The organism is Flavobacterium sp. (assembly GCF_965277525.1).
Taxonomy (GTDB): domain Bacteria; phylum Bacteroidota; class Bacteroidia; order Flavobacteriales; family Flavobacteriaceae; genus Flavobacterium.
Genome location: NZ_CBDIDC010000002.1, coordinates 139180 through 161985, shown reverse-complemented (window position 1 = coordinate 161985; position 22806 = coordinate 139180). Strand labels below are relative to the sequence as shown.

Genomic DNA, 22806 nt, shown 5'->3' with positions numbered 1-22806 from the left:
TGTTTACTAACTACAATCCAAAACAAAAAAAACTTTGCGCACTTTGCGGTTAAACTCACACAAAATTATCTTATTTCAAAACTTTAAACCTTAAACTTGAAACAAATCAAAAAAACTTAATCTTTGATTTTGCAAAAATAAGGAATAACCGTATTTTTGCATCTCAAATAAAAAATTAGTAATGGGAAGAGCGTTCGAATTTAGAAAAGGAAGAAAAATGAAACGTTGGTCAGCAATGGCTAAAACATTTACCCGAATTGGTAAAGACATCGTTATGGCTGTTAAAGAAGGTGGCCCTAACCCAGATGCCAATTCTAGATTAAGAGCTGTAATACAAAATGCAAAAGCCGCTAACATGCCTAAGGACAATGTCGAGCGCGCCATAAAAAATGCAAGTAATAAAGATACTGCCAACTATAAAGAAATTTTGTTTGAAGGATATGCTCCTCACGGAATTGCCATTTTGATTGAAACTGCCTCTGACAACAATAATAGAACGGTAGCCAACATTCGTAGCTATTTTAATAAATGTAATGGAACAATGGGAACGCAAGGTTCTGTTGAGTTTATGTTTGATCATACTTGTAACTTTAGAATTGCAAAAGGAAATCTTGATCCTGAAGAATTAGAATTGGAACTTATTGATTTTGGTGCCGAAGAGGTTTTTGAAGACGAAGACGGAATCTTAATCTACGCTCCTTTTGGAAGCTTTGGAGCTTTGCAAAAAGAATTAGAAAACAGAGGTCTTGAAATTTTATCTTCAGGTTTTGAGCGTATTCCGCAAATTACCAAAGAACTTACAGAAGCTCAAATCGCTGACGTTGAGAAACTAATCGAAAAAATTGAAGAAGATGATGATGTAATGAACGTTTATCATACCATGCAGGAAGCATAATTTTCTTTATAAAAATATTTAAAAGCTCTGGAATTATTCAGGGCTTTTTTTGTGATATCATCTCAATAAGGCAAGTCATCAGCCGGGATATTAATAAAATCCGGTTCAGGAATAGTGTCAAACTGAACTGCCTGAATATCCTGATGACCTTCTAACAAAGCTCTAATTACTCTATGCATTCCATCCATTAAACGTCCATCTGAACATAAAATAATGGGATATTTTAAATCTACTTGCTGAACAAGTTTCATGTGGTCAAGAAGATCAGCACAAGTTGGCAAATTAGTATTGTGTTCAAACCAATAGGGCTCATTTACTTCCTTAATATCAGACAATAAAACTTTTTTTATTGGCAGATTTTTAGATAATTCAATTAACCGATGGACAGGCTTTTAAGCCTGCTTCGCTTTTACGTAAGTTGTATTGTTTTCTCATCATAATTAATTTAACATAGAATAAAGCAATTTATTGTTTTAAAATAAACTATTATATTTACGCATCTCTAATCTAAATTAATTAAAAACAAACACATTATGCAAACATCAAAATACACTAGATACGCTGTAATCGTTTTGGTAATTCTATTTGTAGTTCTTAGTGTTATAAACTAAAAACCAAGTTATAATAAGACCAAAAGCCTTCTTGAGTAAAAGCTCAAAAGGCTTGTGCTGTGTAGCCTTCAGAAAAAAATTCAGAACCGAATATTGGTTTATCATTCTAAATATATTTTCTATGTTTTTATTAAAACCTAGTAGCCTTTCAGGTTTATATTTAAAATATTTGTGGGAACCTTTATTTTTTTATTCTTTATATTTTCCTTCTATTTATTATTTAGGAAATATTCAATATCGTAAATATTGTAGTGGCTATCTTTATGGTATATTAGAAATTGAGTAACTTACAAATATTAAAAATTTAATTTAAGATAATTTATGAAAAAATGGTCAATTGATAATCTTCAAAAAACATGGTATTTAATTTCTAAACTCCACCAGGGACAAAAATACGGAGGAGATGAAGAGAATTTACAAATCGAATACATTAACCATATCGGAAGTGTCACCTTCGAGATCATAAATTCATTTAATTTTGAAGAAAACATAGATGCTGATTTTGCTATTTCTTGTGCATTATTGCATGATACTATCGAAGATACCGAAATTACATACGACGAGATCGAAAATTTATTTGGAGTAGAAATCGCAAGGGCTGTTAGTGTTTTAACCAAAAACACCACTTTAGAAAAGCATATGCAAATGGAAGACAGCTTATTTAGAATACTACAACAACCTAAAGAAGTATGGTCCGTGAAAATGGCTGACAGAATATGCAATCTATATGCTCCTCCCTATTATTGGACAACAGAAAAGAAAAAAGAATATCATAAAGAGTCTTTACTAATTTATAATGCCTTAAAAGAAGGAAACACCTATCTCGCCAAGCGATTAAAAGAAAAAATCGATGATTATGTAAAGCATTTTTAATAAATATTAAAAATGCTTTAAAGAAAATGAATGCGATCACTAGAAGAATTTTACTGTACTGAAAATGAAATACAAGGCAATGGTTCTGAAAAATTTACTATGGGTATTTGTAAAATTAAAAGTGAATGGATCAGGCCTGAAATTTTTCTTCTGTTAAATGGAGATAAAATTAATTTTGAAGCAAATTTTAGAGCACTACATTAAGGAGAATAGTTTCGCGATTTTTAATTACGAATAATAACAACACTTTAATTAATACGCTTACCGCATTTATGGAAAACATTTGGCTTCCGTATCAAGACAGTCTTAATAATGTAAATCCAGAATGAGTCAAGATGAGTCACTAAAAAGCAAATTGATGGATGAATTTATTAATGCAATCAATAATATTAATTTTAAGTGTATATATAGTAACAATAAAGAACGGGAGATAGGATATTTAAAATATAATGCCCCCGAAAGCTAAATTTAACTATATAAAATCTAACACAAGCAAATATTTACCCGTAATAAAAAAGCTATTTGCAAATAGATATGATACAAATAAAGCAAATTGAAAATTTAAGTTTATTTAAAACAATAAATAAAAGAATAGAGCTTAAATATATAGGCTGGGAAGAACCTAACAGAGGACAACAACTTGTATATTATTATTTGTTGATTGACGGCAAAGATAAAACGGAGGAATTATTTTTAACAAAAAAAATTCAATGTTTATTGAATGAAAAAATTGAAATAGAACATCCCTCTAAAAATTTTGCTTTTATTCCGTGTGCCGATTTTTATTTACTTAATACTCTAGACTATACAAAAAAAAGCTTAAAAGTATATTTTAGAGAAAACGGAAATACAACTATAGATAGTTTGGTAGGGAGCTTTTTTTATCCTGAAAAACACTTACTAATTAATAAAAGAAGTTTGGTTTTAACGGATCTCTTAACTCTGGAAATTAAAAAAATAAAATTTGAAAGCAATATTGATATAGAATGGGCATATTTAATGAATTCAAAGCAAATTCAAGTTATTCAGTCCTTTTCTAATTCATGTTTTGTATATGATTTAGAGGAGGAAAAAGTAATAGATAAAAAAACTATTGTTGATGAGCTGCTTTATCCAAATATTTTCAGATGGATTTACAGAGGCCAGGATTATGATACAAATCAAGTAGAAATGGAAATGCTTCAAAAAGCAAATAATCAATTTACAACTACATACTTTAAAATAAACTAAATAAAAAGGATTGTTTTTTTATTTAATATTGTTATTAAATCTCATCGTAAATACTACTTAAACCTAAATAGTCAATGAACAAATTAAAAGTAACTAAAGAATGGCTTAACTGGTTTTACAACGAGACAATCGAATTAGTTACTACAATTGATAATAGAGAACTTTTTATTCAAACTTTTGAAGGGAATTTTGCTGGTGATCAATTGAATTACGAAACTGTATTTAAATTGATAGCTGCTTTTCTATCTTCATATGATTTTCTAGAATTAGATTACATTAGATTAATATGGTCAGAAGAACTAGAAAAGAAAAACTTACAATTTCACAGAAACAAAAGTGATCTTGCAGTTTGGAAAGAAAGTGTAATTAAATACAACTTCGAAATAGAAAATTCATATGCAGGAGATTACGAAGACCCTTCTGAAATATTTTATAATTACTTTCTTAATGTAAATGGAAAAGACGTACTTCTATATAATCATGCTCAAAATGATAGAACTGGAATTTATTTGTGGTATAATGTCAAAACCAAAACAACACACTTCTCCATTAGTATAGAATTTAGAAAGAGCTTATTTATGATTGATAAACGTTTTGAAATAAATTTACCTCTGGATTATCTTGAATTTAATACCAATCTGAAAGCAACCGCAAAAATAAAAATGTTGCAAAAACTTAAAGAGTACGATTAGACCAGAGCAACAAGTATCTTAAAGAGTTAGGACTTTAAAAATGAAATCATTAGTTGTTCTCTATAAAGTAAGCCTTGCCAAATCCCTACTACAGATTCACTAGTATATAATTGGTTCAAAAATCCGAAAAAAAATGGAGTCAACTAATAAATTAATAGAAGTTGTGAAAGATTACGTTGAGACTAACAACGTTATCATAATTATCAAATTAAACAAAGAAAAAGTAAGTACAAGATTTTACGAAATTAAGAATAAAGAGGAAGTTTATTTCAGACCTAAGCCTAAAGAGTATCGAGAGTTTTTGGATGAAATATATGAACTTTATAATTCTTTATTCTCAACAAAAGATAAATTCAATTCCGTTATAATGGAAATTAATACTGAAGGCTTATATTCAGAAAAGTACTTTTGGGATTCAGAAAAAGAAAAACAAGATTTATTAGAAGGAGCGGACGTTTTTTACCAATGGGTAAATGAACGTATGATGTCGATGATATTTGAATATGAGAAAGATAATAATCTTGTTCCTACCCAATATGATTCAGATGGTGATTTAGAATATTTAAGTTCATGGGACAGTGGTGTATTTACTTTCCACATTGGTGAAAAGAATAATTTAGAATACAAAATAGTTCTTATAAAAGATGAAAAAGAAAGAATTTTAGATTTACTCTTAAAGGATTATTTTGTAGAAGGAATTTTAGAACATTATAAGATAACTAATACTGAACTTTCTGATGAATGGAAACCCTGGAACACTATGATATTAAAATCTTTGCATTATGATATTTCTTATGATAAGAGAGATGAGTTTTTGAGTTATATTCTTGAGTAATTTTTTCATCTTCCCCACGCTGGCGAGAGCATCATGCTCGTGAACGCGAAAAAAAAAATTCTACAAAGTCAATTTAACTTCCCATCCGCAAGCTAGCGAACACACGATGCGCATTGTAGGCTCATCATCATATTCAGAAGCATTTCGATTCAAAACAAATATAAACTCCTCTAACTAAAAACTCAATCGCAGATATATGAAACTTTATTTACCAAGAAAATTAAGAGGGAGTTGGCATTTTGACAGTAATAAATACGATTATAATTACGACATAGTACCATACCCGGAAATTTCATCAGATTTGAAAACTTTGTTAACTATTCTTATTGAATCTCAACTTTTTATTCCAAGATCATTAGAAGGTAAAAACGAAATATTGAATTATAGTAGTGTAGAAGAATTGATTGCTTTAATTGAAAAAGACAACTATTTGCAGGATTGTTTTGAATTTGGTATAAACGGTGATACTGTTATTTATACAGATCAGGGTGAGGAAATTCACTCTGATATATTTTGTCTAGAAAGTTTTCGTACATTCCAGCAAAGTTTCGTATTAGCAACAAAGTCTGATGTTTGGTTGCCGATGTCTTTTAATGAAGAGAATTATTCATATGTTTGGAATTTAGAGCGATATAACTTAAACTTTAGTAGATTACCAGCTGTTTTAAAAAAAATAAATGAAAATTTGGAATGGGAAAACGAAAGTTTATTAGTTAACGAATTTCATGAAAGAGGGACTTTACAAAAAGGCTACAATATTTTTTTGTCCAAAGAAGTATTAAAAAGAGAATATAATGAAAATCCAAATCTCGAATTTAACATACATGAATATATAGCAAAAATAGAAATCTAACAATTACACTACAATAGTAGTTGACCAGCAAAACTGGTAATTTAAAATAGATATCCCCCACTCCAAAAGCATTCTCTATAAAAGCTTCTTTCGTTAACAAAAATTATAACTTGATTTTTAAATAAAATGAAACATAAACAAGTAAAAATTCAACAAATACCAAGCGATTTATTCCAACTTAAAATATAATTGTATTTGAAAAAAATCAAGAAGTTTTCAAGTTAAAAGATCAAATAATAGAAAAAAAATTATGTTTCAGTATCAGAGAATAATGACAATCAAATAAGAAATTATTTTCTATTTAAAACTGAGTCCCATGATAAAAGTGCGTTAGAAAATATAGATCAAGTCAATATTGCATTATGAAAAGCAGAGAGTGAGAAATAGTCTTATAAAAGCAAAATCTACAAGAAATTTTGCAGCAAGTTCTTCAGAATTTTTAATTATTATTGATGAAATTCCTACTACAGCTTTCAAACAAATAAATTAAATAAATATGCATATAATAACTGCACAACAAATTGAAAATTTTCTTTACAATAAAGAAAACGGTTTTTTAATAAAGTATCATTCCAAAGATGGAATTGATCCTATTTTATTAGATGAATTCTATGCGATCTTGGAAAAATTAAAAAAGAATTGGAAATTTGAAAAAAATGTACCTAAAGACATACTATATTATTTAGTATCAATAATACCTGTCTTATATAGAGATTTAGAAATTTATAAAAATGATGAAGAAAAATATGATACCTATGATGAATTGATTTATAATTTAAACACTGCAATTGAAATGTGCTTAAATCCCGATATTGATGACCCGCATTTTAATACTCCTCTTAAGGAGTTGGGGCTTTAAAAAAGTAAATCAATAATTATTCTTTCTCGATAAAGCGTTTAATAAGACTTGCGTGAAAAAGAGGTTTTGTTATATTTTTAAGATCTGTATTTGTTTCATAATCTAATAATACCAATGATTTAGTGGCAGAAATTTTTTCCAACTCTTCCACTAAATCATTAAGATGATCCCGCTCTACGAAGTGTTCGCAATTGCTGTGCGAAGTCTCCCGACTTCGTACCCGTAGCTATATTCCGTTGCAAAATATTTTTTGATTCTCTTTCTGGATTATTGGATTGGGTACGAAGTCGGGAGACTTCGCACAGCACCTAAACATTTACTATTTTAGTGATTGAGAAGACTTCGCAGAACGGGGAGTTTAATAAAAATATATTGTTTTTTGAAGTAGTAAAATAATTATGAAAATATTAGTGAAAGACTGGGAGATTTTTGATAAAAATTATGAAATTAGTAGAGACAAATTGTTTCTCATCTTTCCCTATAGAGCAAATTATGAGGAATTAAAACAATTGTTACTAGAGTCAAAAACTGATTCTATATACGATACACGGTTTACTGATATATTGTGGAGATTTCCGATTTCTATGCCGGATAGTGATTTTATGAAACTATTGCAATTCTTTTTAGTAGAGAATTGGCATCATAATCATGAAACAATAATTAGAAAATTTCAATTTTTTTTTAACAAAGATAAAAATAACATACAATATTTAATGCAACTACTTGCTTCACCTCCACAATTTTATGAAGATGAAGCTCTTAAATATCCTTTTATTCGAAAAATTATCTATGCTATTGGTGCACAACCAGAACCGTATAACATTGAAGCATTAGAAACTCTTTTACAAACGGACGATGAAGAGATCAAAAAATTAGTACTGCATCAAATTGAAAAAAGAAAAGAGCTTGGTCGATGGGAAGCTGAGGATGATGAATAATTTAAAATTACATCGCTCTGCGAAATGACTTCATAAAAAACTGCGCAATTGTTTCTATACTTTGCGCAGTTTTTTTTAGAACACTATAAATCAAGTAATTACCCGCTATACGAAGTGTTCGAAATTGCTGTGCGAAGTCTCCCGACTTCGTACCCGTAGCTATATTCCGTTGCAAAATATTTTTTGATTCTCTTTCTGGATTATTGGATTGGGTACGAAGTCGGAAGACTTCGCACAGCACCTAAACATTTACTATTTTAGTGATTGAGAAGACTTCGCAAAGCGGGTATAAGAAAAACCTTTTTAGGAGGGCCAAGAGTACAAGGCTACGCGAAAAAATCTTTTGAATTTTTAATTATTATTGACGAAATTCCAACTACAGCTTTTAAAATCATAAATTAATTAATATGTCACAAATAACCGCTGAAAACATTGAACAATTTCTTTTTAATAAAGATAATGGCTTTTTGATTAAATATCATATTAGAGATGGAATTGACCCTATTCTGTTAAATAAATTATATGAAATTTTAGAAGAATTAAAAGCCGATTGGAAATATAGAGAAAATGTTCCTAAAGATATACTATATTATTTAATGACTATAGTACCAGGATTATATTACGATTTAGGATTATATAAAGATGATGACGAAAAATATTATATCTATAATGAATTGATTTATAATTTGAGTATTGCAATAGAAATGTGCTTAAATCCTAATCCAGATGATGCCCCACATTTTAATACCCCTCTCAAACAGTTGGAGTTTTAATAATTAAATGAATTAGTTATTCTCTATAAAGTTTTTAATAAGACTTGCGTGAGAAAGAGGTTTTGTTATATTTTTAAGATCTGTATTTGTTTCATAATCTAATAATACCAATGATTTAGTGGCAGAAATTATTTTCAACTCTTCCACTAAATCATTAAGATGATTCTTTAATACATATTCATAAGAGGGAACATATATATTTAATCTCGCACTATAATAATCTAAAAGTTCTGAATTGTCTATTCCTTTTTGATGCCCTAAAACAATACCATATTTTCTAGTAGTTCGTTTTAAGTTTTTCATATTCTTCACCAAAAACTTTGATTCATCAATTCCGTAATCTTCAAATACTTTTAGACCTTGCCAAATACCTTCAACAGATTCACTATAACGATTATCTGTAAAAGGAATTGGAATATTCCCAATAGGATAAAAAGGACTGAATTTTACGTAATCATTCGCAGCCTTGGATGTTACATCAACTATTTCAGAATTTGGATATTCTTTTTGTATATTTTGAATTGATTTTCTTTTGTGGCAAATAAATATAGACATTTTATTTTTTTTTATGTTGTGCAATACATAGCTAAAATATATCTTTTATTTTTGTCTCACAAACAAAAGTATTTACAATGATAAGCCCCGCTCTACCAAGTGTTCGCAATTGCTGTGCGAAGTCTCCCGACTTCGTACCCGTAGCTATATTCCGTTGCAAAATATTTTTTGATTCTCTTTCTGGATTATTGGATTGGGTACGAAGTCGGGAGACTTCACACAGCACCTAAACATTTACTATTTTAGTGATTGAGAAGACTTCGCAGAGCGGGATCCCATGATAAAAGCGCGTTAGAAAATATAGGTCAAGTCAATATTGCATTAGGAAAATCAGAAGCATTCGCAGAATTTAATAAAAGTATTTTGTTTTTTGAAGTAATACCAAGAGTAAAAAAATGATAAAAGTATCGGATAAAGATTGGGAGATTTTTCATAAAAATTTTCGAATTAGTAGAGAGGAATTATTACCTATATTTCCTTACAAAGCAAGTTTTAAAGAGCTAAAACAATTGCTATTAGAGTCCAAAAATGATTCTGTTTTTAACAGAAGATTTAACGCAATATTGTGGAGATTTCCAACTTCTATGTCGGAAAATGATTTCATAAAACTATTGCATTTTTTTTTATTAGAATACTGGCATCATGATCATGAACAAATTATTACATCATTACAGCAATATTACAATAATGATGAAAATAGTATAAATTATTTAATCAAAATAATCTCAGAATTACCTGATTTTTACAAACATGATGAGGACCTTAAATATCCTTTTATTCGAAAAATCATCTATGCCATTGGCGCACAGCCTGAGCCATACAATATTGAAGCATTAGAAAAAATATCACAATCAGAAGATGAGAAAATAAAAGAATTAGCATTACATCAAATCGAAAAAAGGAAAAAACTTGGGAGATGGGAAGCTGAGCAGAATAAATGATTTTTAGTTTATTTACCCTTAATTATTTTGTAAGAAAAAATCATGGTTTAGCTCCCGCTCTACGAAGTGTTCGCAATTGCTGTGCGAAGTCTCCCAACTTCGTACCCGTAGCTATATTCCGTTGCAAAATATTTTTTGATTCTCTTTCTGGATTATTGGATTGGGTACGAAGTCGGGAGACTTCGCACAGCACCTAAACATTAAATATTTTAGTGATTGAGAAAACTTCGCAGAGCGGGTGACGAATATAAATAATCTTAAAATAAATAAATTTACTAAAATGGAAGTAAAAACTCTTCAAAAATATTTAGGGATGGCGGTTCATTTTATTTATTATCATCATCATAAATTGAATAATGAAAAAGTGTTTGAAGATGATTATTGGGAGCACTTATTAAAAACAGGAACATTGGAATATTGGGAAATGCTATATAAATGTCTTGACTTCGCTTTAACTCAAGATAATTACTGTTTATCAATAGTTGATTCACCATTTAAAGAGCGTTATTCTGAGGCTGATATTAAATTGTTTTTCGAGAAATTTCACGTTTATTTAAGAGCACGTTTACAAGTTAAATTTGATGATCTTACTCGATGATAGTAAAAATACTTTTCCCGCTCTACGAAGTGTTCGCAATTGCTGTGCGAAGTCTCCCGACTTCGTACCCGTAGCTATATTCCGTTGCAAAATATTTTTTGATTCTCTTTCTGGATTATTGGATTGGGTACGAAGTCGGGAGACTTCGCACAGCACCTAAACATTTACTATTTTAGTGATTGAGAAGACTTCGCAGAGCGGGTTTAATGAATGAAGGTTATTTTAGGCAAACTGATAATCCAATTCCGGTTTTAGACAATAATGGTAATCAAATATTTGATGCTGATGGTAAAACTCCATGGTATTATGTAGATTTTGTAGAATTAGTAAAACCAATAAGATAATTATATTTATGAAAAAAATAGATCCTAATAAATTACCTGAAATACTTACTCCTGAAATTATAACTATTCTGGTAGAAATAGCAATGGAATTTCCTAAAAAAAATGATGATTGGCAAATAATTTCCAAAATACTAATTGAAAGAAATCAATTAAATTTAATTCTTGATATTGTAGAAAAATACAAAGATGACGAAAGAGAAAAAAAATGGAACTCTCTATCAAAAGATTCTCAAATTGAAGAACTAAGAAAAAGAGAAGAAAGCTTAAAGGACAAAAAATTTTCAGGAAATATGGGTGAAGAGGAAGTAATACTAGAAAAAAACAGAAAACCAAAACTGCCCTAAAAAACGAAGGAATTAGATATTAATCTAAAAGAATATTTTATTTGTAATCAGGTTAGAATTATATCAAACATTACAAATGGAAATTGGTAAATTTAAATTACTTATAATTTGTAATAGCATTAATTATTGATGTAAAAATTTTTAACACTAAATACCAATGCATTAATTCATATTTCTTACTTGATATAATTTAAATACTAAACCATAAAAAAAGCCTTCTAAAATATAATTTTCAGAAGGCTTTTACCATTTAGAAATTGTCTAATATATAAATAAAATTGGAAGTTATTTTTTTGCCGGATTGTTGGTAATTTTCAACAAATAAGTTCCCTCCGGTAAATCTGCAATATTAGAAGCATTGCTTCCTATTATTTTTCTGCCTTGCGAGAAAACCTCAACATTTTTAGAACCTGTATTGGCTTCCGTAGTAGTTGCAGGAACTGATATTGCCGTTTTTGTTGCAATTACAGCTTTTGTTGAGGGTGCAACAGCTTTTTTGACTGTGTTAGAAGCCGGAACATTTTCGGCCACAACTGCAGTAGCAGGTTTCGAACTGTTATACGATTCCAGAACCTGCTCTGCAGTCATAGCGACACTATATATTTTGAGATCGTCTACATCAGCATTGATTCCGGTGGTTGTGCTTAATGCTCCTAATCTTAAAATATAACCTTTCGTTAAACGTGAAATCCCTTCAACAGACTTTAATAACTCGCCGTTACGGTATATTTTTGAAGCATTACCATCATAAGTAATACTATATTGGTACCAAACGTCTTTTACCAGTGGAACTGAAGCTATAACATTATTATTATCTCCCCAGCCCACTAAACTTAGATCCGAATTGCCTGAGGCAGCGGCTTGTTGCAGCAAACCAAAATATTGAGTACTCAACGGAGTGCCATAACCTAAAATATAATTTGCTGAAGCAACACTATTAAATTTTACCCATATAGATATAGATCGTGGTTTATTATCCTGTGGAAGATCCCCTACTACACCTTGCAAAACTTTATTAGTAAGTCTTTGCGCTCCCTTGGCAACACCCATTCTGTCATTCACAAAATTTGGGGTTCCTAAAAAGGATATTGTATTATCAGTATTGTTTAAAGTTCCGTTGAAATTGAATTCCTGAACTGGATTTTGGGCATTAGCATTTAAAAAACTTACAAACATTAATGTCAGTAATAATTTTTTCATATTCACAGATTTTAGGGGATTTTAAGAAAGTGTATCTTTTAATAATACTAAACTATATTATAATGTATATCAGCAAAAATTTACTCGACAACAAACCTAAATAATCGTCAAATAACCAAAATTGATCATTTTGAACTCTTAATTAAATTTAATTATACTTTCATATTTTTTGTTAAAACTATAATTTTAATTCAATATTACCAAACACTCATTACATATAAATACGTTATTCTTATTTAAATAATAAAAATTACCAAAAAAGGAACATCGCTATAACATATTTGTAAAGCCATTTTTACAAAAAAAAACTCCATTCGCTAAACGAATGGAGTTATATCTTTAAAAAGTAATTTAAACTTACTTTACAAATTCAATTTTCTGAACTTCTTCTTCATTGACACTGTCAAAGAATCCTTGTTCGTTCATCCAGTCATCACTAAATACTTTACTCATATAGCGAGAACCGTGATCCGGGAAAATAGCGATAATATTACTGTCTTTGGTAAATTCACCTTCCTCAGCGTATTGTTTGATTGCCTGCATTACAGCTCCGGAAGTATATCCTACGAACAAACCTTCTTTACGCGTAATCTCTCTGGCCGAGTGCGCACTCTCTTCATCTGTTACTTTGATGAATTTATCGATAATATCGAAATCTGTAGCAGATGGGATCAGGTTTTTACCTAAACCTTCAATACGATACGGATAAATTTCTTTGTTGTCGAATTCTCTTGTTTCGTGGTATTTCTTTAATACGGACCCAAAAGCATCAACACCTAGAATTCTAATATTTGGATTTTGCTCTTTTAAGAATTTTGCAGTTCCGGAAATTGTTCCTCCAGTTCCGCTACAAGCCACAAGATGTGTGATCTGTCCTTTTGTTTGTTCCCAAATTTCAGGACCTGTAGTGTTATAGTGCGCATCAATATTTAATTGATTAAAATACTGATTGATGTAAACGGAGCCTTTTGTTTCTTCGTGTAAACGTTTGGCAACATTGTAGTAAGATCGCTCGTCATCTGCTGAAACGTGGGCGGGACAAACATAAACCTTTGCTCCTAAACTTCTCAACATGTCAATCTTATCTTTGGATGATTTTGAGCTTACTGCTAAAATACAGTTATAACCTTTTATAATGCTTACCATCGCCAAACTAAATCCCGTATTTCCGGATGTCGTTTCGATAATAGTATCACCCGGTGTTAGGATTCCTTTTTTCTCAGCTTCTTCAATAATATATAACGCTATTCTATCTTTTGAGGAATGTCCTGGATTAAAAGCTTCTACCTTTGCGTAGAAATTACCTTCTAACTCTTCGGTAATTTTATTTAGCTTAATAAGTGGGGTATTACCTATTAACTCTAAAACATTATTATAAGCGTTTATTTCTTCTTTCATAAAAAAATAGTTAATCAAAGGCATTTTCAAATAACCTTGATAGGTTGCAAATTTAACAAAAAATTTCTAATTAGCTTTTAATTTTTTCTAAATCTAATAAAAAACTAAATTCCTTTGCTAAGTCTTTTAAAGCCTCAAAACGCCCGGAAGCGCCGCCATGTCCGGCATCCATGTTGGTATCTAAAAATAAAAGATTTTTATTTGTTTTTAGAGTTCTCAACTTTGCCACCCATTTAGCAGGCTCCCAATACTGTACCTGCGAATCGTGTAATCCGGTAGAAACGTACATGTTAGGATAGTTTTGCGCTTTTACATTATCATACGGTGAGTAGGATAACATATAATCGTAATATTTTTTATTATTTGGGTTTCCCCATTCGTCATATTCTCCGGTTGTTAACGGAATACTGTCGTCCAGCATAGTTGTAATAACATCTACAAAAGGCACCTGAGCAATAACTCCTTTATATAATTCAGGGGCTTCATTTACGATAACTCCCATCAAAAGTCCTCCTGCAGATCCTCCTTCAGCATATAAATGCTCAGGAGATGTATAATTTTCACTTATTACAAATTTAGAGCAATCGATGAAATCTGTAAAGGTATTTTTCTTTTTTAACAGTTTTCCATCTTCATACCATTGTCTTCCCAAGTCCTCTCCTCCTCTGATATGGGCGATTGCATATACAAAACCACGGTCTAACAATGAAAGCCTTGTCGATGAGAAATAAGTATCCATTGTAATTCCGTATGAACCATAAGCATACAGCAATAACGGATTTTTACCATTTTTCTGCAGTCCTTTACGATAAATCATCGAAATAGGCACTTTTACACCGTCTCTGGCAGTGGCCCAAACACGTTCTTCGATGTAATTCTCTTTATCAAATTTACCGCCTAAAACCTGTTGCTCTTTTAAGATTTCTTTGGTTTTAGTCTTCATATTAAAATCAATTACAGACGAAGGTGTTGCAAGCGATTGATAACTATAACGCAAAACATCTGTATCAAAATCAATATTAGTGGTCGTGTAAGCATTGTAGGTTTCACTGCCAAAAGGAAGATAATAATCAGGTTCATCATTCCATGGCATGATACGAATATGGTTTAAACCATTTGAGCGCTCTTCAACAACAAGGTAGTTTTTAAAAATTTCGATATCTTCTAACAAAACATCTTCGCGATGCGGAATAAGATCTACCCAATTTTTCTTTCCTGTCTTATTTTCAGGCGTTTTCATCAACTTAAAGTTAGTTGCCTTGTCTTTATTCGTCAGAATGTAAAAAGAGTCTTCAAAATGAGAGATACTATACTCCAGACCACGTACACGAGGTTGAAACACCACAAATTCTCCATCCGGAGTATCAGAATTTAAAATTCTGTATTCAGTGGTTAAAGTGCTTCCGGAACCAATTACGATGTATTTTCTGGATTTTTCTTTGCTTATCGAAACATTAAAAGTATCATCAGTCTCGTTAAAAACCAAAACATCTGAAGCAGATTCCGTGTTTAATTTATGTCTAAAAACTTTATCAGCTCTTAACGTAACCTCATCTTGTTTGGTATAGAAAATGGTATTATTATCATTTGCCCAAACTGATCCTCCAGTAGCATTTTCGATTTTATCAGATAAGATTTCGCCTGTTTCTAAGTTTTTGATCTGAATCGTGTAAATTCTTCTTCCTACAATGTCTACTCCAAAACTGGCAAATTTGTTATCAGGGCTTATGCTTAGGCCTCCCAGTTTAAAATAAGCATGTCCTTTTGCCAGTTCGTTACAGTTGAACAGGATTTCTTCATCTGCAGAAAGGCTTCCCTTTTTTCTTGAAAATATCGGGTAATCCTGACCTGTTTCGAAACGGGTAATATAATAATAGCCATTATAAAAATAAGGAACTGACGAATCATCTTCCTTAATCCTGGCTTTCATTTCTTCATACAAATTTTCCTGAAGACCTTTTGTATGCGAGGTCATACTCTCGTAATAAGAGTTTTCCTTATTCAAATAATCGATAACCTCAGGATTTTCGCGATCGTTTAGCCAAAAATAATTATCGACTCTTGTTTCTTTATGTTTTTTTAATGTTTTGGGAATTTCTTTGGCTTGCGGGGCCTTTATATCGTTTTGCATTGATTGAGCATTAGTTTTTAAATACGAAGCAGCAAAAATACTACAAAGACAACAGAACCAAATTAATTTTTTCATAAAATATTCTATTGATATCATAAAGCAATATACTAATTTTGTATGAAATAATTTAAAATCAACAAAAATGGATTTAATGGGAATGATGGGTAAACTTAAAGAAACCCAACAAAAAATTGAAGATACTAAAAAGCGTTTGGACACGGTTTTAATTGATGAACAAAGCGCTGATGGATTATTAAAAGTAACATTGACTGCAAATAGAAAAGTAAAATCAATCTCTATTGATGATTCTTTGCTTGAAGATAAGGAACAATTAGAAGATTACTTAGTAGTAACGCTAAACAAAGCAATAGAAAGAGCTACAAGCGTTAACGAGCAAGAACTTGATGCTGTTGCAAAAATGGATATGCCAATGATTCCGGGAATGGATAATTTGTTTAAATAAGGTATAAAGGTTCAGAGCAACAAAGGTTCAAAGTTTTTTTGACATTGTAAACTTTGAATCCTTTTTAATCAAAAAAGAAAGATGCACTAATAATGCATCTTTCTTTTTTTAACCTTTGTCCCTCTGAACCTTTGCTACTTTGAACCTTCTTCCTAAAACTTCTGAAGTGTTTCAACCACATAAGTATGCATTACTTCTTTATAATCTAAATGAGTTACAACCCTAAGCTTATTGTGTCCCATCGAGCTGATCAAAATATTTTTTTGTTTTAGTTTTTCAATCAAAAGCTGATCGCTGTAGCCTTCTGCCAAAGAGAAAATCAAAATATTAGTTTCTACAGGTTCGATATGTGATACCCACGGTTTTGTACTCAAAATTGCCGCAATTTCTTTAGCTCTTCGGTGATCTTCTGCCAGTCTTTCGATATTATTTGCCAAAGCATATAATCCGGCTGCCGCCAAATATCCTACCTGGCGCATTCCGCCACCTAATATTTTCCTGATTCTCAACGCCCTGTGAATATCGGCTTTAGAACCTAATAAAACCGAACCAATTGGAGCACCCAATCCTTTCGATAAACAAACCGAAATCGTATCGAAAATAGCCCCAAATTCTTTTGGATTTTGTCTCTTGGCTACCAATGCGTTCCAAATTCTGGCTCCATCCAAATGGAATTTTAAATTATTTGCATCGCAAACCTTTTTTATTTCTTTTAAATCGTCTAATTCATAACAAGCGCCACCACCTTTATTAGTAGTGTTTTCTACACAAACCAAACTCGTCAACGGACTATGATAAAACTCCGGATCGTTGATCGCAGCCGCTACCTGATTTGCAGTTATCATTCCCCTGTTTCCATCTAATAAGCAGCACGAAACTCCACTATTAAACGAAACTCCTCCACCTTCATAATTATAAACATGGGCATATTTATCAGCAATTAATTGCTCTCCCGGCTGTGTATGCAATTTTATAGCAGTTTGATTTGCCATAGTACCTGACGGAAAAAAAAGTCCGGCTTCCATCCCAAAAAATTCAGCTACCCTGGTTTCTAACTCAATAACTGTAGGATCTTGTCTGTATACGTCATCGCCAACGTTAGCGTTAAACATATACTGCAACATTTCGTGCGTAGGTTTGGTAATGGTATCGCTAATTAAATTTATTTCCATATTCTAAAAAGTATATCTTTTTTCAACAGCAAAATTACGTATTACTGATAGTTATTCTTAACAAGTTTTGCTAAAATTTAACTAGCAATTACAATTAAACCAAATTAACGTAATATTTGCAAAAAACATATAAATCTAAAATTAATATTCTAAAGTTACCTTATAATTTTAGAAACCAATTTATTAGACGAAAAAATTGTACCTTCCATATAACCCGGAAAATATTGCGAAGTCTCTGATCCTGAGATATAAAACCTTTCATTAAAATAAGCCGGAGAAAAAATAGCATTTCCATTATTTTGGTGCGGATAAACAAAGATGTTTTCCTGCATTTTATTTTTAGTAAAAACCTCTTCAGACCAAATTACTTCTTCGTAACTTTTATATTTCAGAGCTTCGTTACCTAATAATCGTTCTAACTGACTTAGAATTTTTTCTTTTCTCTCGGTTGCAGAAAATTGAGCATAACTACTATTTATAAATCCGCACAAAGCATATTTAGTATTTTCGGCATCAGACTGATCATAAAACTCTGTTATAGGACCTACATTACTAAACAAAGTTCCAGAGATATTTTTATGTTTCCAAAAAGGAGTTTCATAAACCAAAGCCACTTTAATAGCATCTTGCATCCAGGTATGGGTTCGTTCTGCAATACTCGATAATTCTGATGAAATTTGTGGTCTAAACATAATCGAATTAACCAACAAAGCCGGCGGTAAAGTCGATATCACAATATTAGCTTCAAAAATTTTATCCTGCGTTATAATTTTGACAATGTTGTCATTAAAGTCCAATTCTTTTACCTGCTCATTTAATATGATTTCATTTTCATTAAAAAATTCCGCTAGTTTATTTATCAATGCAAATGTCCCGCCCATTATTCTATAACTCGGATTATCGGTTGGGATTTCAATAATTTGCGGAGGCGACATAGAAAAAGCTTCAAAATAAGCTGTTCCTTTCATAAATTGCTCAAAATATGAAAGCTCCAATTCCTCTAATAATGCTAAAAGATTGGTATGTTGTTCTCCAAACCAGGTTGCTCCCATTTCGACCAAAGTATTATTATCGCTAACAACAGTTGAGATTCTTCCGCCTAAACGATTTCTGGCTTCCAGAATCCGGATTTCAAATCCTAATTTCTTTAATCTATACCCCGTTAATAATCCGGCTAATCCGGCTCCTAAAATTGTTATTCTTTGTTTCATTTGATATTTTAATTCGTTGTGCACATTTTTAACACATAGAAACATAGCCTTCGTTTACTAAAAAAAGGCGTTTCACTTATTTTAAATAAACATAGCTTTTCTATTTGAAGAAATGTATTTCTTTTTATCTTCTTTTTACACCTATAAAATCTATGTTTCTATGTGTTTAATAAATTTTCACACAAAGATTTCATATGCAACAAAGAGTCTTTCGATAAATCGAAAAACTCCCTGAGTCTTTTATTATTTGCACTAAGCAACCTTTTTACAAATTACATCTAACATTTTACTCTAAAAATTAATTTCTTCCTGCCATAACACCTCCGTCAATATCCCAAACAGCTCCCGTTACCCATGAAGCTTCATCCGAAAGTAAAAAACCAATCGTTTTAGCGATATCTTCCGGTTTACCAACACGACCAATAGGGTGAAAACTATTAAAGCCTTGCAACGTTTCTTCTATTTTTCCCTCTTCGATAAACGATCCGTAAATTGGCGTAACCACAACAGCCGGAGAAACGGCATTTACACGAATATTATAATCTGCCAATTCCATTGCTAAATGCTGCGTCAAACTATGCAATCCTGCCTTCGCCATTGAATAAGCAGACGATGGTGTTGCTTTTATAGCTTGCTTTGCCCACATAGAACCTATGTTTACAATCGATCCTCCGCCATTCTCTTTCATTATCTTAGCCGCAGCCTGCGTGATAAAGAAAAAGCTTTTATTAAAGTTATGATAGATATCGTAATCTTGTTTGGTATGCTCTAAAAATGGTTTCGGACTAAAATATCCCGCGGCGTTTACCAAATATTTTAAATTAGGAATCAATGCTGGTAACGAAACCGCAAAGTTTTCGACTTCACTTTCATTCAATAAATCAACTGCAACAGTTTTAATATCTCCTAAAAATGCTAATTCTTGCTTGGTGCTTTCCAGATTTTTATCAGCTCTGCCTACAATAATTACTTCTATACCTTTTTGCAACAATAATGCTGCAGTAGCTTTTCCCATTCCGGTCGTGCCGCCTACTATTAATGCTTGTGATTTCATTTTTTGTGTTTTTTAAATTAACACGACAAAATTCTATCTATTTGTTCTTTTAAAATGGCAAAACAGAGACTACAAATGGTACTTTACGGAAGTATAGACGATTGAAACTCTTTTGGAGTTATTCCGGTTGCTTTCTTGAAATATTTAGTAAAATAAGTAGGTTGATCAAATCCTAAATCATAAGCAATTTCCTGAATCGAAAACTTTCCGTTGGCCAATCTTCTTTTTGCTTCTAATATTTTAATCGAAATAATAATATTAGCCGGAGTATTGCCTAAATATTGTTTCACAACACTGGTGAGTTTTTTATTATTGGTATGAAGTAGATTACTGTAATGCTCGATATTAAAAAACGATTCTTTGCTTTTATAAACTTCTTCTTTAAACAAGTAGGCCAGTTTAAAATCTGTATTTAAAGTAAAATCAATTTTAGCTTCCTTAGTTTTTAATCTTTCTATTAAAAAAAGTAAACTCGCAAAAATCGAATATACCTGTTCTTTCATAAAAATATCATTTATTGCTATTTCATCCTGAATAACTTTGGTTAAAACCAAAAATCTTTCAGCATTTTTTTCTGAAAGTTGCAAATATGGTTTTCCTATTTCATTAAAAACCGATAACGAAAAACGCTCGGTAAACTCGGGGTTGAATTGAGATATAAAATAATCATTAAAATGAAAAAGAAATCCCTCGTTTGAAGAATCAGGACAGAAATAATGAATTTGATTGGTGTTGATAAAGAATATCGTATTTTCAGGATGTTCGATAATTTTATAATCAATATAATGCTTTCCTGCATTTTTAAACCAAATAATCTGATAAAAACTATGTCTGTGTGGAATCGTGGCGTGCGTTAAATTTTTAAGCAAATACGGCTTAGCGTCATTTATTTCGAAATGTAACTTCGAAAAATCGTCTTTATGCAAGTTGTAATTACTTATATGCTCCATACGGTGATTTTATACTACAGCCTTTTTGTATTCTTTTTTATATGCTAAAATTAATGCAATAATCTAAAAACTATATCTTATTTTTGTACAACAAAATTACGTTTTTACTAAGGAGTTTTTTTGACAAATTTAGAGATCAGCGTAACATTCAAAAAACAAATAAAACTACTATTAATTTATGACAACTACCGAACAAATAAAAGGTATTGTGGAGCGCCTTGGTGCGTTGAGGAGGTATCTTTGACGTTGATGCCAAACTAATTGAAATTGCCAACGAAGAAGAAAAGACTTTCGCACCAGATTTCTGGAACAATGCAAAAGAAGCTGAGGTTATTGTAAAAAACCTTCGAAACAAGAAAAAATGGATCGAAGATTACAACAAGGCCATCGAACTTACAGATGAATTGCAGCTTGCCTATGATTTTTATAAAGAAGGAGAACTTTCTGCAGAAGAATTAGACGAGCATTATAAAAACACACAAGCTCATATCGAGAACATCGAGTTCAAAAACATGCTTTCTGATGAGGGAGACAGCTTAAGTGCCGTAGTACAAATTACTGCCGGTGCCGGCGGAACCGAAAGTTGTGATTGGGCTGGAATGCTGATGCGCATGTACATGATGTGGGGAGAAAGTTACGGCTTCAAAATAAAAGAACTTAACTTTCAGGCTGGTGAGGTTGCCGGTATCAAAACGGTTACCCTGGAGTTTGAAGGCGATTATTCTTTTGGATATTTAAAAGGAGAAAACGGTGTACATCGTTTAGTGAGAATCTCTCCTTTTGATAGTAATGCCAAACGTCATACTTCATTTGCATCTGTTTATGTTTATCCGCTTGTTGATGACAGTATCGAAATTGACATTAATCCTGCTGATATCGAAATTACAACTTCACGTTCTAGTGGTGCCGGAGGACAAAATGTGAATAAGGTTGAAACCAAAGTACAATTGGTACACAAACCAACCGGAATTCAGATTCAATGTTCAGAGACACGATCCCAACAAGACAACAGACAACGTGCCATGCAAATGTTACGTTCGCAATTGTATGAAATTGAGTTGAAGAAACAACAAGCGCAACGTGCCGATATTGAAGCCGGAAAAATGAAAATCGAATGGGGGTCGCAAATCCGTAATTACGTAATGCAACCTTATAAATTGGTAAAAGATGTTCGTACCGGTTATGAAACCAGTGATGTCGATGGCGTAATGAACGGAAATATTGACCCATTTCTAAAAGCCTTTTTAATGATGATGGGACAAAAAGAGGAAGAATAATTTTTTAGTCGCAGTTTTCAATCGCAGTCGGAGCTTTAAAATCCGTGAATACTGCAACTGAAAATCGCAAACTGAAAACTAAATAAAAAAGTTATGATAAAATGGGCAGACATAATTCGTTTTACGAATAAAGGAAATCCGGTTCCGGACAAAAGAGTAGAGAAAACAGCAGAAGAATGGAAACAAATTCTAACCACTGAAGAATTTCAGGTAACACGTTTAAAAGGAACAGAAAGATCGTTTAGTTCCGAACTTTGCAGTTTATTTGATCCCGGAATATATGAATGCAAATGCTGCGGGACTTTGCTTTTTGATGCCAGCGAAAAATTTGAATCAGGAACAGGCTGGCCTTCTTTTACACAGCCTCTGAAAGAAAATGCTATCGCCTATCATGCCGATAAGTCATACGGAATGATTCGTGTTGAAGTAGTTTGCAATACCTGCGATGCACATTTAGGTCACGTTTTTCCCGATGGCCCTGAACCAAGCGGTTTACGTTATTGTATCAACGCTATTTCTCTTTCTAAAATAAAAGAATAAATTTTCTAAAAGCGATTCCTTCTAATATAAGTGAATCGCTTTTTAATTTACATTCTATTCTAAAAAAAG

At 31.5% G+C, this 22806-nt stretch carries 25 protein-coding genes and 1 pseudogene; 16 read left to right on the top strand and 10 right to left on the bottom strand.

Going from position 1 to position 22806, the window contains the following annotated elements; all coding sequences use genetic code 11:
* Positions 1-181 precede the first annotated feature (181 nt).
* The gene (locus ACQY44_RS02925) at positions 182-895 is read left to right on the top strand and encodes a YebC/PmpR family DNA-binding transcriptional regulator (RefSeq protein ID WP_059118580.1); all 714 of its coding nucleotides are present in this window, start codon (positions 182-184) and stop codon (positions 893-895) included.
* A gap of 62 nt (positions 896-957) precedes the next feature.
* On the opposite strand, the gene ACQY44_RS02920 is transcribed toward ACQY44_RS02925, so the two are convergent.
* Complete coding sequence (locus ACQY44_RS02920) at positions 958-1230, bottom strand: hypothetical protein (protein ID WP_428228929.1); 273 nt, start codon at positions 1228-1230, stop codon at positions 958-960.
* Between the two features lie 597 nt (positions 1231-1827).
* Here ACQY44_RS02920 and ACQY44_RS02915 point away from each other — a divergent pair.
* From ACQY44_RS02915 to ACQY44_RS02890, 6 genes are all read left to right on the top strand, one after another.
* The gene (locus tag ACQY44_RS02915) at positions 1828-2379 is read left to right on the top strand and encodes an HD domain-containing protein (protein ID WP_428228928.1); all 552 of its coding nucleotides are present in this window, start codon (positions 1828-1830) and stop codon (positions 2377-2379) included.
* Positions 2380-2913: 534 nt separating this feature from the next.
* Positions 2914-3609 (top strand): hypothetical protein, encoded by a 696-nt coding sequence (locus ACQY44_RS02910; protein ID WP_428228927.1) that lies wholly within the window; start codon positions 2914-2916, stop codon positions 3607-3609.
* A 74-nt stretch (positions 3610-3683) separates the two neighbouring features.
* Positions 3684-4301 (top strand): hypothetical protein, encoded by a 618-nt coding sequence (locus tag ACQY44_RS02905; protein WP_428228926.1) that lies wholly within the window; start codon positions 3684-3686, stop codon positions 4299-4301.
* A 133-nt stretch (positions 4302-4434) separates the two neighbouring features.
* Complete coding sequence (locus ACQY44_RS02900; RefSeq protein WP_428228925.1) at positions 4435-5136, top strand: hypothetical protein; 702 nt, start codon at positions 4435-4437, stop codon at positions 5134-5136.
* Positions 5137-5332: 196 nt separating this feature from the next.
* On the top strand, positions 5333-5989 hold the full coding sequence (locus ACQY44_RS02895) for a hypothetical protein (RefSeq protein ID WP_428228924.1): 657 nt from the start codon (positions 5333-5335) through the stop codon (positions 5987-5989).
* 496 nt (positions 5990-6485) lie between these two features.
* On the top strand, positions 6486-6848 hold the full coding sequence (locus ACQY44_RS02890) for a hypothetical protein (protein WP_428228923.1): 363 nt from the start codon (positions 6486-6488) through the stop codon (positions 6846-6848).
* A gap of 16 nt (positions 6849-6864) precedes the next feature.
* On the opposite strand, the pseudogene ACQY44_RS02885 reads toward ACQY44_RS02890, so the two are convergent.
* Positions 6865-7020 (bottom strand): annotated as a pseudogene (locus ACQY44_RS02885) (DUF6939 family protein); the annotation flags it as partial.
* A 226-nt stretch (positions 7021-7246) separates the two neighbouring features.
* Between ACQY44_RS02885 and ACQY44_RS02880 the strand changes: the two are divergent.
* Positions 7247-7786 (top strand): hypothetical protein, encoded by a 540-nt coding sequence (locus tag ACQY44_RS02880; protein ID WP_428228922.1) that lies wholly within the window; start codon positions 7247-7249, stop codon positions 7784-7786.
* 407 nt (positions 7787-8193) lie between these two features.
* Entirely contained in the window at positions 8194-8559 is a 366-nt protein-coding gene (locus ACQY44_RS02875) for a hypothetical protein (protein WP_428228921.1), read from the top strand.
* 12 nt (positions 8560-8571) lie between these two features.
* On the opposite strand, the gene ACQY44_RS02870 is transcribed toward ACQY44_RS02875, so the two are convergent.
* Positions 8572-9114 carry a DUF6939 family protein gene (locus ACQY44_RS02870; protein ID WP_428228920.1) on the bottom strand — a complete coding sequence of 181 codons (543 nt, stop codon included), beginning with the start codon at positions 9112-9114 and terminating at the stop codon, positions 8572-8574.
* A 395-nt stretch (positions 9115-9509) separates the two neighbouring features.
* On the opposite strand from ACQY44_RS02870, the gene ACQY44_RS02865 reads away from it, so the two are divergent.
* From ACQY44_RS02865 to ACQY44_RS02850, 4 genes are all read left to right on the top strand, one after another.
* Complete coding sequence (locus tag ACQY44_RS02865) at positions 9510-10055, top strand: hypothetical protein (RefSeq protein WP_428228919.1); 546 nt, start codon at positions 9510-9512, stop codon at positions 10053-10055.
* A 280-nt stretch (positions 10056-10335) separates the two neighbouring features.
* The gene (locus tag ACQY44_RS02860) at positions 10336-10653 is read left to right on the top strand and encodes a hypothetical protein (protein WP_428228918.1); all 318 of its coding nucleotides are present in this window, start codon (positions 10336-10338) and stop codon (positions 10651-10653) included.
* Between the two features lie 179 nt (positions 10654-10832).
* Positions 10833-10997, top strand: a complete 165-nt coding sequence (locus ACQY44_RS02855) for a hypothetical protein (RefSeq protein WP_428228917.1) — start codon at positions 10833-10835, stop codon at positions 10995-10997.
* An 8-nt stretch (positions 10998-11005) separates the two neighbouring features.
* Positions 11006-11341: a hypothetical protein gene (locus tag ACQY44_RS02850; protein ID WP_428228916.1), complete on the top strand. Its 336-nt coding sequence runs from the start codon at positions 11006-11008 to the stop codon at positions 11339-11341.
* A gap of 285 nt (positions 11342-11626) precedes the next feature.
* On the opposite strand, the gene ACQY44_RS02845 is transcribed toward ACQY44_RS02850, so the two are convergent.
* The 3 genes from ACQY44_RS02845 to ACQY44_RS02835 all read right to left on the bottom strand — a co-directional run bounded on the left by ACQY44_RS02845 (position 11627) and on the right by ACQY44_RS02835 (position 16145).
* Positions 11627-12541 carry a LamG domain-containing protein gene (locus ACQY44_RS02845; RefSeq protein WP_428228915.1) on the bottom strand — a complete coding sequence of 305 codons (915 nt, stop codon included), beginning with the start codon at positions 12539-12541 and terminating at the stop codon, positions 11627-11629.
* Between the two features lie 357 nt (positions 12542-12898).
* Positions 12899-13939 carry a PLP-dependent cysteine synthase family protein gene (locus ACQY44_RS02840; protein ID WP_065447924.1) on the bottom strand — a complete coding sequence of 347 codons (1041 nt, stop codon included), beginning with the start codon at positions 13937-13939 and terminating at the stop codon, positions 12899-12901.
* Between the two features lie 70 nt (positions 13940-14009).
* The gene (locus ACQY44_RS02835) at positions 14010-16145 is read right to left on the bottom strand and encodes a S9 family peptidase (RefSeq protein ID WP_428228914.1); all 2136 of its coding nucleotides are present in this window, start codon (positions 16143-16145) and stop codon (positions 14010-14012) included.
* Positions 16146-16212: 67 nt separating this feature from the next.
* On the opposite strand from ACQY44_RS02835, the gene ACQY44_RS02830 reads away from it, so the two are divergent.
* The gene (locus ACQY44_RS02830) at positions 16213-16533 is read left to right on the top strand and encodes a YbaB/EbfC family nucleoid-associated protein (protein ID WP_065447922.1); all 321 of its coding nucleotides are present in this window, start codon (positions 16213-16215) and stop codon (positions 16531-16533) included.
* Between the two features lie 152 nt (positions 16534-16685).
* Here ACQY44_RS02830 and ACQY44_RS02825 read toward each other — a convergent pair whose 3' ends face one another.
* The 4 genes from ACQY44_RS02825 to ACQY44_RS02810 all read right to left on the bottom strand — a co-directional run bounded on the left by ACQY44_RS02825 (position 16686) and on the right by ACQY44_RS02810 (position 20920).
* Entirely contained in the window at positions 16686-17705 is a 1020-nt protein-coding gene (locus ACQY44_RS02825; protein ID WP_428228913.1) for a threonine aldolase family protein, read from the bottom strand.
* A 155-nt stretch (positions 17706-17860) separates the two neighbouring features.
* Positions 17861-18916, bottom strand: coding sequence for a flavin monoamine oxidase family protein (locus ACQY44_RS02820; protein WP_428228912.1), 1056 nt, complete (start codon positions 18914-18916; stop codon positions 17861-17863).
* A 298-nt stretch (positions 18917-19214) separates the two neighbouring features.
* Entirely contained in the window at positions 19215-19970 is a 756-nt protein-coding gene (locus tag ACQY44_RS02815) for an SDR family NAD(P)-dependent oxidoreductase (RefSeq protein WP_428228911.1), read from the bottom strand.
* An 83-nt stretch (positions 19971-20053) separates the two neighbouring features.
* Positions 20054-20920 carry a helix-turn-helix domain-containing protein gene (locus ACQY44_RS02810; RefSeq protein WP_428228910.1) on the bottom strand — a complete coding sequence of 289 codons (867 nt, stop codon included), beginning with the start codon at positions 20918-20920 and terminating at the stop codon, positions 20054-20056.
* Positions 20921-21098: 178 nt separating this feature from the next.
* On the opposite strand from ACQY44_RS02810, the gene prfB reads away from it, so the two are divergent.
* Positions 21099-22197 (top strand): peptide chain release factor 2 gene (prfB, locus tag ACQY44_RS02805; RefSeq protein WP_428228909.1). Its coding sequence is split into 2 segments (ribosomal slippage): positions 21099-21161 and positions 21163-22197, totalling 1098 coding nucleotides; the frame shifts between segments, so codons are not numbered across the junction.
* 93 nt (positions 22198-22290) lie between these two features.
* Entirely contained in the window at positions 22291-22737 is a 447-nt protein-coding gene (msrB, locus tag ACQY44_RS02800; RefSeq protein ID WP_428228908.1) for a peptide-methionine (R)-S-oxide reductase MsrB, read from the top strand.
* Positions 22738-22806 lie beyond the last annotated feature (69 nt).

What these genes read in the sequence shown, in the direction of transcription:
- ACQY44_RS02900 (WP_428228925.1), top strand. Translation starts at nt 4,435, where the DNA reads ATGGAGTCAACTAATAAATTAATAGAAGTTGTGAAAGATTACGTTGAG.
- ACQY44_RS02815 (WP_428228911.1), bottom strand. Translation starts at nt 19,970, where the DNA reads ATGAAATCACAAGCATTAATAGTAGGCGGCACGACCGGAATGGGAAAA.
- ACQY44_RS02825 (WP_428228913.1), bottom strand. Translation starts at nt 17,705, where the DNA reads ATGGAAATAAATTTAATTAGCGATACCATTACCAAACCTACGCACGAA.
- ACQY44_RS02905 (WP_428228926.1), top strand. Translation starts at nt 3,684, where the DNA reads ATGAACAAATTAAAAGTAACTAAAGAATGGCTTAACTGGTTTTACAAC.
- ACQY44_RS02865 (WP_428228919.1), top strand. Translation starts at nt 9,510, where the DNA reads ATGATAAAAGTATCGGATAAAGATTGGGAGATTTTTCATAAAAATTTT.
- ACQY44_RS02850 (WP_428228916.1), top strand. Translation starts at nt 11,006, where the DNA reads ATGAAAAAAATAGATCCTAATAAATTACCTGAAATACTTACTCCTGAA.
- ACQY44_RS02870 (WP_428228920.1), bottom strand. Translation starts at nt 9,114, where the DNA reads ATGTCTATATTTATTTGCCACAAAAGAAAATCAATTCAAAATATACAA.
- ACQY44_RS02925 (WP_059118580.1), top strand. Translation starts at nt 182, where the DNA reads ATGGGAAGAGCGTTCGAATTTAGAAAAGGAAGAAAAATGAAACGTTGG.
- ACQY44_RS02820 (WP_428228912.1), bottom strand. Translation starts at nt 18,916, where the DNA reads ATGAAACAAAGAATAACAATTTTAGGAGCCGGATTAGCCGGATTATTA.
- ACQY44_RS02810 (WP_428228910.1), bottom strand. Translation starts at nt 20,920, where the DNA reads ATGGAGCATATAAGTAATTACAACTTGCATAAAGACGATTTTTCGAAG.
- ACQY44_RS02880 (WP_428228922.1), top strand. Translation starts at nt 7,247, where the DNA reads ATGAAAATATTAGTGAAAGACTGGGAGATTTTTGATAAAAATTATGAA.
- ACQY44_RS02830 (WP_065447922.1), top strand. Translation starts at nt 16,213, where the DNA reads ATGGATTTAATGGGAATGATGGGTAAACTTAAAGAAACCCAACAAAAA.
- ACQY44_RS02875 (WP_428228921.1), top strand. Translation starts at nt 8,194, where the DNA reads ATGTCACAAATAACCGCTGAAAACATTGAACAATTTCTTTTTAATAAA.
- ACQY44_RS02845 (WP_428228915.1), bottom strand. Translation starts at nt 12,541, where the DNA reads ATGAAAAAATTATTACTGACATTAATGTTTGTAAGTTTTTTAAATGCT.
- ACQY44_RS02860 (WP_428228918.1), top strand. Translation starts at nt 10,336, where the DNA reads ATGGAAGTAAAAACTCTTCAAAAATATTTAGGGATGGCGGTTCATTTT.
- ACQY44_RS02840 (WP_065447924.1), bottom strand. Translation starts at nt 13,939, where the DNA reads ATGAAAGAAGAAATAAACGCTTATAATAATGTTTTAGAGTTAATAGGT.
- ACQY44_RS02890 (WP_428228923.1), top strand. Translation starts at nt 6,486, where the DNA reads ATGCATATAATAACTGCACAACAAATTGAAAATTTTCTTTACAATAAA.
- ACQY44_RS02915 (WP_428228928.1), top strand. Translation starts at nt 1,828, where the DNA reads ATGAAAAAATGGTCAATTGATAATCTTCAAAAAACATGGTATTTAATT.
- msrB (WP_428228908.1), top strand. Translation starts at nt 22,291, where the DNA reads ATGATAAAATGGGCAGACATAATTCGTTTTACGAATAAAGGAAATCCG.
- ACQY44_RS02835 (WP_428228914.1), bottom strand. Translation starts at nt 16,145, where the DNA reads ATGAAAAAATTAATTTGGTTCTGTTGTCTTTGTAGTATTTTTGCTGCT.
- ACQY44_RS02910 (WP_428228927.1), top strand. Translation starts at nt 2,914, where the DNA reads ATGATACAAATAAAGCAAATTGAAAATTTAAGTTTATTTAAAACAATA.
- ACQY44_RS02895 (WP_428228924.1), top strand. Translation starts at nt 5,333, where the DNA reads ATGAAACTTTATTTACCAAGAAAATTAAGAGGGAGTTGGCATTTTGAC.